This window comes from Aquimarina atlantica (assembly GCF_000626715.1).
In the GTDB taxonomy this organism is placed as follows: Bacteria; Bacteroidota; Bacteroidia; order Flavobacteriales; family Flavobacteriaceae; genus Aquimarina; species Aquimarina atlantica.
In genome coordinates, this window is record NZ_AQRA01000010.1 from 83,827 (window position 1) to 99,072 (window position 15,246).

At 35.6% G+C, this 15,246-nt stretch carries 2 protein-coding genes; both read right to left on the reverse strand.

The window, feature by feature from the left end; all coding sequences use genetic code 11:
* Nucleotides 1-75 precede the first annotated feature (75 nt).
* Entirely contained in the window at nt 76-13,944 is a 13,869-nt protein-coding gene (locus ATO12_RS25725; protein ID WP_051575998.1) for an SDR family NAD(P)-dependent oxidoreductase, read from the reverse strand.
* A 59-nt stretch (nt 13,945-14,003) separates the two neighbouring features.
* Nucleotides 14,004-15,242, reverse strand: coding sequence for a hypothetical protein (locus ATO12_RS20970; protein ID WP_034246224.1), 1,239 nt, complete (start codon nt 15,240-15,242; stop codon nt 14,004-14,006).
* Between the last annotated feature and the right edge of the window lie 4 nt (nt 15,243-15,246).

Consider the following 15,246-nt stretch of genomic DNA (forward strand, 5'->3'; position numbering starts at 1 on the left):
GTACTTTTTGTGTTTCTTAGTGTGACAGTTTTGTGATATTGAAATGTGATTTTGCCGAATTCATACACATCTACATTATAGGCTTACGGCAAAAGCCATACTATTAGATTCTTTAACCTGATCAATATTTGTATTATCAAATGCTCTCACATAAAAATTTTTAATCTTAACTAAAACATCCCCTGCTTCATTGATAATTTTTATGTTGAATTTTTTGATGTTTGCCTGTAACCTGGCCTCTTCCTCTACACGCTGCACATAAGCATAGCACGTATGAGGTAATGAGCGAAATATTTCTATTTCATCAATTGCGAATGGTACATGCGGAGTTACTGACTCCATCTGCCCAATTAATCCCGCAACAGTTTGTAAAGCTCCGTCTACAATACAAGGATGGAGAATGAACCGATCAGAATCAACTAATAAATGGTCTGTTAATTTTAACCTAGATAAAGCAAAAGATTCATTGATATAAAATTCCTGAATAGTTTTAAATGCTAAACCATAATTAAAACCTACTTGGTTAAAAATATCATAGTAGTAAGAACCATCATGAGGATCAGCACATTGTTCCTTAAGTTTTTGTATTGAAATATTTTCAATATTGGCTAAATGTTTATTGCCGTTCTGAAAAAACAACTTTCCTTCAGAATGTACTATTTGTTCATTTTCATCATCAAGTGACGTAATTTTAAATTCGGTACCAATACCATTAGGCTTTAATAATGTATTAATGAACTGTGAGCCTTTCTTAAAACTTAATGGGTGAGCCCATACAATATCTTTAATCTTGCTAACCTTTTGTTCTCCTGCCAGGTTTCCTGAAATATTGGCAATTTCTATAAACCCTGAACCTGGAAAGATTTTCTCTTTATTAACCTGATGATCTGATGCATAAAACTCGGTATCGGATAACCATGAGCTAAAACGAACTTCTCTTAATGTGGATGAATTATATGAAATTAATGGGTGCAGTTGAGCATCTATAGGTTCGGTAGCTGTTTTCTTTTCTTCAATTACACGATCTGACACCCAATACCTTTCTTTAGCAAAAGGATAAGTAGGTAGTGATATCCGATTGGGTTTATTATTAGTATATAACTTTTCCCAATCTATTTCAACTCCGCCAACCCATAATTGTGCAAGTTTATCCAGATCACCTCTATCAAATAGAGAGCGAAACTCCTCTTCTCTATTCAGAGTTTTCTTTCTTCTTTGGTTAGAATTCAGCTTACCCCAAAAAATATAGTTCGACTCATTTTGTTGCTTCCAATCTTTCAACCTAATTATAAGCTCTTCTCTATTTGAAGCAACAATTGCTAACCTATCTGACATCGCTTCCCGGCCAACTTGTAGGGTAAAAGATAAGTCTGCAAGATTCACTTGCTTTTCTTTTTCTATATAATTAAGTACTCGGTTGACATATTCCTGAAGACGTTCTTCATTTTTTGCAGAAAATATAACAAGATGTGGTCCCTGTTTGGGGTATACTTCTTTTATTTTTCTATATTCTTCTAGTATTAAACATGCATTCACTCCTCCTGCTCCAAACGAATTTATAAGTGCTCTACGAGGATAACCCGAAGGAGGTTCCCATGGTGTTAGCTTATGTTGAAGATAAAATGGTGATTCTTTGAAATTAATATTTGGATTTACTTGATCAGAATTAATTGTGGGTACCAATTGTTGATGTTTCATCTGTAACAGTACTTTTGCTACGCCTGCAATTCCTGCTGCAGACTCGGGATGCCCAATATTAGATTTAACCGATCCAATAGCAGTAATTTGCTTTTGAATGGTCTGTTTTTGGAATGCATTGGTTAAAGCCACAATTTCGAGACTATCTCCTAGCTGCGTACCTGTACCATGTCCTTCTACATAACTGATAGTTTCTGGATGGATTTGAGCCTTTTGAAGAGTATGTTCTATTAAGTTTGCCTGGGAATTAGGATTCGGAGCAGAATATCCATTCGACTTGCCACTGTGATCAAATGCACTTCCTGCAAGTACACCATATATGTGGTCCCCATCCTCGATGGCTTTACTAAGTGGTTTTAATAAAACTGATCCTACTCCTTCACCAGGAACAAAACCATCATCACCTTTACCATAACTATGGCATTTTCCTCCTAGAGACACCATTCGATTCTTGCATAATGAATGGTATTTGGAAGGGTGCAAATATAAGTTTACACCACCAGCAACAGCAACCTTACACTCTTGTTTTTTAAGGCTTTCACAAGCAAGATGTATCGCCACTGAAGAAGATGAACAAGCTGTATCTACAGGCATACTAGGTCCGTTAAAATCGAATAAGTAGGATATTCGATTGGCAATTGACCAAGGGTGTGCACTAGGAATCGTGTCTCCTTTACTCCATTCTTCAGATGCTAATAAGTTATAAGTATTTGTTGTAACGCCTACAAAAACTCCTACATTGGCACTTTTGGCTTTAGGATATCGTTTCTTCAAGCTATCTTTTGTATATCCTGCATCTTCTATAGTAGCCCAAACGGACTGTAAAAAAAGTCGCTCTTGTGGATCCATTATCCTGGCTTCTTCTGGAGTGATATTGAAAAAATGAGGATCAAATTTATCGACATCACTTATAAAACCTCCCCATTTTCCATAAATTTTCCCTTCAGATGCTTTCTCCGGATCCTCATGATAAAATTCTTCAAAATCCCATCGGCTTTTAGGTACTAGATCTGTTAAGTCTTTCCCTTGCTTCAGGCTTTCCCAATATGAATCCAAATCCTCAGATTGAGGATAGCTTCCATGCACTCCGATAATGGCTATCGGTTCTGAATCCTCATATGCAATTGGTGTATCCATTACATCCTTCATTTCCCGTTTGTCTTCTCTTATAGGCTCTCTCTGGGTTTTTGTTTCATATAATGGATTAACGTGATTACTTGATACGTTTATCAAATCTTCACTATGTAAAAACTGGATTAACGTCTCCTGCTCTTCCTGGATTAGATATTTGGCCAATTCTTCTATGGTAGAATATTCATAAAACAACGTTTTTGACAAATCTCTCAAATCTCTTTCCAGACTCAAATTGATCTGGTTAATACTTATAGAGTCGATACCAAAAGACTCAAAATGTTCTTCGGGATCAATTCGGTTTGGATCAAGTTTAATCTCTTTTCCGATCAACGTTTTAAGATATTCTACTGTATTTTCGAAAAGAGTATCAGTATCTATTATATTAGCTTGCGTAAGTTTATTTTTCTCAGTTTTTTTAGTGGTCTGATCAATATATGTCTTGATTTTGGAAGGAAAACCATATAGTGGAATACACTGAGAGATATCGGATAACAGAAACTCTTCTAGAAACTGAATTCCTTCTGTTACAGGTATTGGGCAAAGACCGGTTTCTTTTTGAATCAAAGTAACTTCTTCATTAGAAATATGCATCCCTCCTTCTTCCCAGTATGGCCAATTAATAGCTAATGTTTTTCCATGGCGTTTTCGTTCTCTTACCAAGGTTTCTCTATTTTCTGCAAATGAATTGAGATAATGGTTTCCATAGGCATAATCAGATTGTCCTACATTACCCAATACTCCTGCGATTGAAGAAAACATGATAAAAACATCTAAGTTTTCGTCTCTGGTAGCTAAATCCAAATTAGTTGTTCCATAAATTTTGGGAGCTAATACTCTATCTATTTGTCCTTTAGGTTTTTTCAGAATAAATGAATCCTGATTAATTCCTGCACTATGAATCACTCCATTGATTTGTAAAAAATTGGTTTTTGCTGTCTTTACAATGGTTTCTACATCTTCTAATTTTGATGCATCGGCTTGCAGGTACAGGATTTTAGAACCATAAGCTTTAAGTCTATCGAGTTTTTTCTTTTGTGCTGCTTTGAGAGGAGATCTGCCAAAAAGAACCAAATTACTCTGATAATTTTTAACCAAATACTCGCTAAAAATAAGACCTAATCCACCTAAGCCTCCCGATACAATATAAACACCATTCTGCTTTATTGGCAAACGATTTATATTACGTTCAACATCGGTAAGTGGAATCAGGTTTTTAACATAACGAACATAGGTTTGTTCATTTTTTCGGAGATCATAGCGAATTTCATTCTTCCTCCAGTTTTCATCACTGAATTCATTCTCAATCATACGAATCTTCTCTACTATAGGGGTTTGCTTACTATCCTTAACTTCAACAATTTTTCCTTTATAGTAAGGGTTCTCTAGGGTTAAGGTTTTGAAAAAACTCCCTAATGCAGCATTGCATGGAACTGTTAAATCTGTATCGCCCAAGAAGATCGACAAGATCTGAAGCGAAACCTGATGTTTTTGTTCTATTAATGTCTTACATAGATTAAACAGAGCATAAATACTATAGTTAAGCTGATGAGTTATGTTTTCTTTTTTATCTAAACTACCTATTTCTAATCCATTGTGAATAATTCGATAAGGAAGTTGTTCTTTTATATTAAGGTGCTCTACAAGTTGTGTAAAGTTTTCTTCTTTCTGAAAATCAATAGTAAAAACAGATGGTTCTATTTCCTCAAAAGCAGATCCAGGTTTTAACAAAATATATGAATTTCCTTGCAGATATTGATGTGATTGTTTTTTTAGAGTAAGGAACAGTTCATCTGAGGTATCCAAGATGAGTATGAAACCATTTTCGGAAGATTTTTCTTCAGACACGTCAAGATTTTGTTCAATCCATTTGGTGCAATAATGTAATTTCTTTTTCTCTTCTTCAGATGTGTTTTCTGCATTGTTTTCTTGTATTTCTAATGAATTGGTAGCTATAGGTAATACAGGTTTAGTAATCCAATATCTCTCTTTAGCAAAAGGATATGTTGGAAGGGAAATACGCTTTGGTTGAACATTCTGATAGAGCAAAGACCAATCAATATCTGCTCCTGATATCCATAGCTTAGCTAATTTTTCCTGATTATGGGCCTCTATAATTACTTTCAGATAAGCTTTGCCTTCCTCTCCTTCTAATAAGGTAATGGTATCGGAAGAAGCATTCTTAATGTTTCCATAAAATACACCTTCTAACTCATCTGCACTTCTTTTTAATAGCGTATCATCTTCTGTCTCGTATATGGATAGCCATTGGTCCAGTTTTTCGATAAGCTCATTAATATGGGTAGTTACGATCACAAGACGTTCATTCATTGGTGTTCTTCCTACCTGTGAAGTGTATACCAAATCCTCTAATTCAATATTTTTGTTTCTTCTAAGGAAGTCCGTCATCTTCTTACCGTACCTCAAGAGTGTATTTTTATCTCTCGAAGACAGAACAAATGATTGTGGTCTATTGTAGTAAGATTCGGTTTCTTTGCTAGTATTGTTTTTATATTCTTCTATAATGAGGTGTGCATTCGAGCCTCCTGCACCAAAAGAACTTATACTGGCACGCCTGGGATGTTCTTCATTACTTTTCCAGGGCGCTAATTCCTGCTGTACATAAAAAGGTGATTCTTTAAAATTGATATTTGGATTTAATGTAGTTGCATGTAAAGAAGGAACTAGTTCTTTGTGTTTCAACTGAAGTAATACTTTGGTAACGGCTGCTATTCCTGCTGCTGATTCCAGATGCCCGATGTTTGATTTTACAGAGCCTATCGGGCAAACTTGTTTTTGTGGTGTTGATTCTCCAAAAGCTTTATTTAACCCGGTAATTTCGATAGGATCTCCTAATGCTGTACCTGTACCGTGAGTTTCGATATAGCCTAATGTCGAAGGACTAATTTTAGCTTTTTTAAGTGATTCCCGAATCAAATCGCCTTGTGCGTTAGGGTTTGGAACAGAATAGCCATTGGTTTTTCCTCCATGGTTAATTACACTCGATTTCACGATACCGTATATATGATCACCATCTTTGATAGCTTGATCCAAAGATTTAAGTAAAACAGCTCCAACACCTTCACCTGCAACGTATCCATCTCCACCTTCTCCAAAGCTTCTACATCTGCCATCGCTGGCGGCAAAATTACCCTGGCTTAGCATGAGATATTTATGAGGATGTATAGAAACATTAACCCCTCCGGCAATGGCTGCTTCTATTTCACCTTTCCGTATTTCTTCACAAGCCTGATGAATAGCCGTTAATGATGACGAACACATAGTATCTAAAGCAATACTGGGTCCGTGTAGATCCAAAAAGTAAGAAACTCTATTTGCGATCGATGCATAAGACGACCCCGGGACCACAGCATTACCTGCCAACATAGCTTCTGCGCCGTAGAGTTGGTATTGTCCATACATAACTCCGACATATACACCTACTCTTCCAAGTGTAGAGATACTTTCCTTACTATATCCGGCGTCCTCAATAGTTTGCCATGCAGTTTGGATAAAAAGTCGTTCCTGGGGATCAATTAATTCAGCCTCTTTTGGTGATATATTAAAAAATAACGGATCGAATTTATCAACATCAGAAATAAATCCTCCCCACTTGCTATAGCTTTTTCCTACTTGATTACGCTTGGGATCAAAAAAACGATCTGTATCCCAACGTCCCTCTGGAATTTCTGTAATACAATCTCTACCCTTTTTGAGATTTTCCCAAAATTCTTCCACATTCTCTGCCAGTGGATATTTACCCCCTAATCCTACAATAGCAACTTCTTTCTGAGTGTTGGTTGTGGTATTAAAGAAACGATTACTGGAATACGTTTGAGAAACCAGTGATTGTTTCTTGATTGAATCCTGTGGCAATTCTATTGATGAAGATACTGTTTGCTGAATCCCTGTACGCTCCTGAATAATTTGGGGATATGTTCTGGCAAAGAATTCTGCTAAGCTTTTTATGGTCTGATACTCAAAAAACAACGTTTTAGAAAGAGAGCCAAAAGTTTTTTCAAGTATATTAGTTAACCTCATAGCGAGTATAGAATCAATACCATAATTCTCTAATGGGGCTTTTGGATCAAGTTCCTTAGTTTTAATTTTTAAAACCTCTGCAAACAGTTTTCGAAGATAATTTATCGTTTTATCTAAAAGTGTATTTGAATCTATCGTAGCGGTTTTTGCAGTTTCAACATTTTGACTACTTGTAGACTTTGACATCTGTTCTACCTTACGAGTTTGCTTAGAAAGCAAGATTGAGCGGATTTTATTAACATTTCCTTCCATAACCAAAACCTGATTACCTTGTAAGGTCATACTACTATATAATGCCTGGATACCCGACGAAGTTTGGATAGGAGATATTCCTGTTTCTTGCCAGAGGATTTCAATATTTTTTTGTGCAATACTCAAATTTCCACTTTCCCACAATGGCCAATTGATAGAAAGAGTATGCCCTTGCCTTAATTTTTGATCTACTAATTGATTACGGTATCTGGTGAACTGGTCCATAAAAGCATTAGCCGTTGCATAATCTGATTGCCCAAGATTACCCATTGCACCTGATAATGATGAAAACAATACTAAAAAGTCAAGATGTATATCTTTACTGGCTTGATCCAGATTATAAGTCCCGGTAACTTTGGGAGCTAGTACTTTATTAAATTCGGCGCTGGTTTTCTTCAGAATAAAGTTATCCGATATCATACCTGCACTGTGAATGATACCATTAAGTTTCCCGTTTTCTCTTTCAATAGTAGCTATGAGTTTTTCTACTTGCTCTAAGCTATTAAGATCTAGTTGTTGATATTCAACCTGATTGGTATCTGAGGTCAGTTCATTTAAAATTATCTGCTTTTCCTCTGTCAACTCAGAGCGACCGGTCACAACGATTTTTGTCTCGTTGGTCTGTTGTAAAATTTCTTTGGCAAACAATACTCCTAAAGCACCAAGGCCTCCGGTAATCAAATAAACACCTTGATTTTTAAATACAGGTTTACTGTTTTCCTGATTTGCTTTTACTTCATCCCATTGTAAAATATATGAAGTGTCGTTTTCATATTTTACAATAGATTCTTCTGATATTGTTGTTGCTTTCTGTAATTGCCTTACCAACTCCTTTGTTTGTATAGCTGATTTTGTAAGGATCATTTGACCGGTTAGCATAGGGTTTTCCTGAGCAGCAGTTTTTAGTAACCCTGATAATCCTGAAAAAAGTGCTTGTTCCTTGTTATCGGTAATTACGATTTGAATAAGAATCTTTGCTTTAGGCTTATTCTTTAGTATTGTTTGAACATGTTCAAAACAAGTTAATGCATAATCTGTATAACGCTCTGCTATATTTTTTTGTGAAGCTTCAAGTTGTATACAATGGTTATAGTGAATTAATGTTTGAAGCTGACTTGTTTCTATATCAGACATTTCACACAGAATAACATGTTTCTCTGCAAATTCAGCTTTGGGAGTTTCTGGTATCTGAGGTATTTTGAAGCTCTTCCATAAAGGTTTAGCCATCAAAATTCCTATATCTTCATTCTTAAAATCAATAGTATCTTCACTTAATTGCCTAGAAGAAACTCCTTTCATTTGTACACATATATTTCCTTCTTGATCACATATATCAATATCCAGTTTGGTAACCGCATCAGTAGCTAAACTCCCTTCAGAGTAACGAATCCAAGCAAACATGTGTTCGGTAACAGCAGATAGTATTCGAATAGTCTCTAAAGCAAAAGGTACCGAAGGTTGTGAAGGAATCGTGGTCAAATCATCGATCAAACCAAAAGCAGCTTGCAAACTACTATCCATTAAACTCGGATGTAACAAGTAGTCATTCTGATTTGTTTTAACAACCGACGGTAAATTCAACTGTACCAAGAGTTGTTTTTCTCCTTGATAAATTTTAGTGATTCCCTGATAAGCTGGGCCATAAACCAGCCCCATAGATTTAAATGTAAAATATAGGCTAGCTGCTTCTATACTACCTCTGTTCATTTGTTCTTTGAGTTGTTCTATACTCAATTTTTCAAGTGAAAGATGCGTGCTATATGTAGCTACTCCCTGGCAGTGAATAATATCCTGCTCATTATCTGTACTATAAATTTCATAATCTATCTGGTTTTCTTTTTTGATATACAAAGCTATTTCTACCTGCTTATCTTTCTCTACAACAAGTGGCTGTGCCCATGCGGTATTATGAAGTTCCAGAATACTAGATTTAGCCTTAACAGGAACGGCTTTCTCTACTGCTACTCGTGCCATTTCGAGATAAGCTACAGCTGGTAATACTTTACTTATCTTACCTTCTTTAATTTTTACCTGATGATCGGCAAGAAAAAACTCTTCGCCACTAAAGATAGAACTATAACTCTGTTTGCTAAGGTCTGAGGTATTACTATGTAGTAAAGGATGTAGTACCGATGTGATTTTTCTATCAACTGTACTTTGATCATTCATTTTTATATCAATCCAATACTTATCCTTAGCAAAAGGATACACAGGTAAGCTTATACGCTTAGGTGTATTGCCTTCATAGAATTTATTCCAATCAAGATTTAAGCCTTTAACCCATAGATCCAGAAGTTTAGACCACTTTCTTCGAGCTATCCATTTATCTACAGTTTGCTCAAAATCTACGTCTGCATTGAATACTAATAAAGTGTCTTTATCCGTGTCTGTATGCCCCTGGTATGTGTCTTCAATATTCTTTTCGCCATTAATATATGCTTTAAGTTTTTGTATCAACTCTTCAACCGAGTTTACCATAAAACCAAGTCGCATATCCATAGTTTCTCTTCCTACTTGTAACGTATATGCCATTTCGGTAAGGTCAATCGGTGCAATAACCTGTTCTTGTTTTTCTATTTTAGTTTTCTGAAGAAAATCATAAAGATCAATAGCTTTTTGTTTAAGTTGATCTTGCGTTCTGGCTGATAAAGGAATGATTGCTTTTGAATCTAAATCAATTGAAATCTTAGGCTGACTTACTTTTGTTGGTACTATATATTCCTGAACAATAATATGTGCATTTGCTCCTCCGGCACCGAAAGATGAAACACCGGCTATCCGAGGTTGTGGGATCCCATTAATTATGGGTTGTTCCCACGTTCTTAATGTTTGGTTAACAATAAATGGTGTTTTTTCAAAATCTATATTAGGGTTTAGATTTTTTGAATGCAGAGATGGAACTATTTGTTGGTGTTTTAATTGTAGTAATACTTTGGTTAACCCTGCAATACCAGCTGCTGACTCACAATGACCTATATTGGATTTGGCAGAGCCAAGTAAACAAAACCCTATATCTGAAGTACTTTGTTTAAATGCTTTATTTAAGGCTGATATTTCAATAGGATCTCCTAGTTTAGTTCCTGTTCCGTGTGCTTCTATATAGCTTATATGCCTAGGATCTGTGTTTGTTTCTTTTAATACATTACTTATGAGATTAGATTGTGCCTTTGGACTAGGTACACTATACCCATTAGTCTTTCCTCCATGATTAAGGGTACTCCCATTGATAATACCGTAGATATGATCTCCATCCTTTTCGGCTTCAGATAGTCTTTTCAATACCACCACACCTACGCCTTCGCCTGGGATGTAGCCTTCACCCCCTTCTCCAAAACTCTGACAATGTCCTTCACTTGAAATATATTGTCCTGCACTAATCACCGTATATTTATTAGGGTGTATACTAACATTGACTCCTCCTGCAATTCCCAAGCTGGTTCGTCCCTGTTTTAGATCCTGACATGCTAAATGGATTGCTGTTAATGATGAGGAACACATAGAATCAACTGTCATACTTGGTCCATGAAGATTTAATACATATGATACTCTATTGGCAATACTGGCATAGCTTCCGGGAACTCCCATTCGATGTCCCCTTTTACTGGCTTCGATCCCATAAAGTTGATATTCGCTATACATAACTCCGGCATACACACCAACTTGTCCTGCCTGTCCAAACTCGTGTGGTATTTGCAAACTGGCTTTGGTATAACCCGCATCTTCTATGGCCATCCATGTATGTTGCAAAAATAATCGTTCCTGTGGGTCCAGTATCTCTGCTTCGAGTGGGGAAATATTAAAAAATAACGGGTCAAATTCGTCAACACCATCAATAAACCCTCCCCATTTACTATAATGATATCCACTTTTACTACGATCCGGGCTGTAATACTCTTGCCAGTCCCATCTATTCTTTGGTACCTCAGTAATACAGTCTTTGCCATCACGTAAGTTATTCCAGTATGCTTCAATATTAGAAGCTTTTGGATAGCGACCACTTAAGCCTATAACTGCAATGGGGTCTGTATCAACACTATTTTTTTTATCAACAGAAACTCCAATCTTCCGCAAACGCTTAATACTTCTTGACTTTCCTTGTTTTGATTGTGCCTCGATAGGTGAATCGATAGACATATCCTTATTTTTTTCCAGATTATCTTTTTCAAATCCAGAAATAAAAAGCGCTGTCAGTTTTGATAAATGTGAATTTATAAAGTAGTTTGTAAGCTCATGAATTGTTTGATATTCGAAAAAGAGAGTTTTTGGCAGAGAACCAAAAGTTTTTTCTAACTCATTGGTTAGATTCATTGCCAAGATAGAGTCAATACCATATTTTTCTAAAGGAGCAAATGAATCAATCTTATGAGGTGGAAGCTTGAACAATTCGGAAAGTTGTTTTTTAATATAATTCTGGGTTTGCTCCTCCAGATTTTCTTCATCCATTTCGACAACTAATTCTTCTTTCACAGAAGTAATACTACCAGACAAAGAGGTTTCAGAAGCATTATCATTAAATAATGTCTGATGTAATTTTTCTACATTGCCTTCTACAACTAGTAATTGATCTTGCGTTAGCTCTAAACTTCTATAAAATGCATGCACTCCAGTCTCACTACTCATAGGTAGCATCCCTGTACTCTGTTCTAACATTTCTTGTTTCAACTGATCAATCTTCATTCCTCCTTTTTCCCATAATGGCCAATTGATAGTCATGGTTTTCCCTGATCGTTGTTTGGCTTCAACCAGTTGGTTACGATACATCGCAAACTGATTCATGAAATTATTGGCTGTGGCATAATCTGCCTGACCACCATTGCCAGTTATAGAGGATATTGATGAAAATAAAACTAAGAAATCAAGATCAATATTTTTACTGGCTTCGTCCAAATTATAAGTTCCTAAAACTTTAGGTGCGAGAACTTTGCTAAACTCTTCTGATGTCTTTTTCAAAATAAAGCTATCTGAAATCATTCCTGCACTATGAATGATACCATGAATCCCTTTATGCTCTTTTTTTATTGAAGTAATGATTCGTTTTACCTTATCGAGATCTACGATATCTAATTGTTTATAGAATAGCCGACCAGCTTTACCATCTATTTCATCTATCAAGATTTGTTTTTCTTCGGTAAGTTCTGACCGACCTGTTACAATGATTTTGGCATTCTGAGTTTGTTTTAAAATTTCTCTAACAAGTATTTTTCCCAGATTTCCCAGCCCTCCTGTAATAAGGTATACACCATTATCCTTAAAAACAATTTTGGGTTTATTATGTACTAGCGGTATTTCTTTCCAACGCAGAATCTGTCGGGTTTCTTGCTCATATTTTATAATTGTATCCTGCGTCTTATTTTGATTTTCCTCTAGTTGTATTATTAATTTTTCTGTGGTTATTTCTGGATGAGTAATGATAACCTGACCCGCTAGCTTAGGGTTTTCAAGGGTAGCAGTCTTAATTAATGCAGAAAGACCTGTAAATATAGATTGTTCACTTTTACTAGTGGTTACAATCTGAATGAGCACTTTTTCCTGAAGTTTATCCCCGAGTATCATACGGAGTTGTTCAAAACAAATTTGTGCATATTCGCTGAATCGTTCTGCTATATTTTTTTGCTGAGTATTTTGCAGGTGTATCACTTTACTAGAAGTAAGAAGAGATTCCAGTTGTTTTGTATCTACCTGGGGAACTTCACATAGAAAAACATATCGGTGCTTCACTATATCTGTTCCATTTTGGCTGAAAGGCTTCATATCATTTGTCACTTGCCAAACAGGAGCTCCATATAAGACTCCTTTTTTTGTTACAGTGGCTTCTTTGGTCACCGAATCTTCATTAAGCATACGTGAAGAAAATCCTTTCATTTGTATAGCAACCTCTCCTTTCTCATTACATAGGTCTATATCGAGTTTGGTAACTTTATTAGTAGGTTTATTTCCTTTTGAATATCGAACCCATGCAAACATTTCTTTGGTACAACCAGAAAAAACCTTTAGAGATTCTAGAGCAAATGGTAATGATGGTTTATCAGGAATTTGATCTAAATCTCCCAATAAGCCAATAGCAGACTGCAACGCGCTATCCATCACACCTGGATGTAAGACATACTCCTCGAAGTTTGATTTTGCAATCTCACTTAATTCTAATTGTGCCAGTAATTGTCCATTATCCCGAAATATCGTTTTTATACCTCGATAAGTTGGCCCATACTTCAATCCTAATTTTGAATACGCAGCATAAATAGGTGTGGATTTTAGCTCTCCTTGTTGCATCTCTATCTTGAGCTTATCAATATCCAATCGTGTAGGTTTTGAAGTATTGATATAGACAGCTTGCCCCTGACAATGAATCGTTTCTTTTACACTTTCTTCTGTGCCAGGTTCTGTACTATAAACTTCATAATTTATCTGTCCATTACTTATTTCGGCTTCATCAGCAAATAAAGCAATAGTGACTTCTTTAGGATTTTCAACTATAATTGGTTGAGCCCATATAACATTGCGCAATTCGACAATTGATTCTTCTTGAAAAGGTAAAGCTTGTCTCAAAGCCATTCTAGCCATTTCTAAATAGGCAACTCCGGGTAAAACCTTTTGATCTTTAACCATGTGATCTTTCAGAAATAGCTCTTTTCCATTAAATGTCGTACTAAAACTCTGCTGGCTTAAATCGGATGTATTCTTATGTAACAAAGGATGTATAATATCCCTGTTAGCATGAGTTACTGTACGGTGACTAAATTGTTTAATAAGATCCAGAGCATTGGCTTTTGAAAGTCTCTTGCTCTTTAATTCTAAAACTACATATTCTATGAAATCAATCATTATGGTACTGGCTATGGATTATAGGTTTTAAGATGTTGTTGAAAATATTTTCAACTTTTTTAGTGAAAAGTTCTGGAAGATATTGAATCTCCAACTTCACAATGAGATAAAAACTTCTCTCGTTCTACTGTTTTTGTAAAATATATAACAGCCAATTGATCTGGTTTTGCTTTGAATACTACCGCAGAATCCAGAGGGAAAGCATTTTTGGCATCATACAGTGGTATATGAAATAATTGTTCACATTTTTCTAAATCATGGCTTTCTTGAAAATCGGCCCAACTACTGATTAAACCAAGTTTACATCGTAACGCTTCCCAAAATTTGGGAAGAGGTTTTGCATTTGCAGGAACAGGTAATTCTGCTTGAAAAGACTTACGAATATTAACTGGGTGGTAGCTTGTATGATTATCAAACAGAAGTCCTCCTGCATAGTTTCCTGCATCATCATTTCTAATATCTTTTATCCAACTTCTCAAATTAACAGCCATAATACAAATACGGGAATTCGTTACTTTTGCAAAACTTGAACTTAGGATATCATTAGTTGAAATATAATCAACCCCTGATCCAGAATTTTCTTTTATTTGAGTTTTGACTTTATTGATTCTTTCGGGCTCTATATAGAATCCATAACTTTTTGTTTTTTTGCCAAAAATAGCCCCCCCTACAAGGTTTAGAATAAAAGGTGCCGAATGAAAGAATTTAAATGATTTTTTTCCAACAATTTCGGTAACCCTATCAGCAGCATCCTGTTTTCTCTTTACTTCTAACGATTCGACAGACTTATCTGTAAATAATTGATTAAATATTTTGTAATACGTATATCCATCTGCTACGACATGTGAAATAGAAAAAATAAGCGCAAATCCTTTTCCTCCCGAATGCATATCCGGAACTAAGGTCAACCTGCTAACAAGACCTTGTTTATTAATCAACTTCCCACCTTTTTCTACTATAGCGGGTTTAGCTGATTTGAACAATTCTTCATATGCAGTTTCCGAACCTATTTTTATATTGGCGGGACTATCAAAAAAAATACGATCTATTACATCATCAGATATGGGAGCAGAAGGATAAGCTAACTGTATATTTTTATGCTTCCCATTTTTGATCAATCTACCAACTAACCAAGTATTGCCATTGACTATTTCCTTAAACCTTGAGCGAATTACTTTAGATGCTTGTTCTTTATCTCCACGATAAAAAGTTATCGTGGTAATTCCATTTTCACCTTTTATGATTGTGGAAGATTCTTCTTTTAACAGGGGTATGATGGTTTCTTTTATATTTTGCATGATC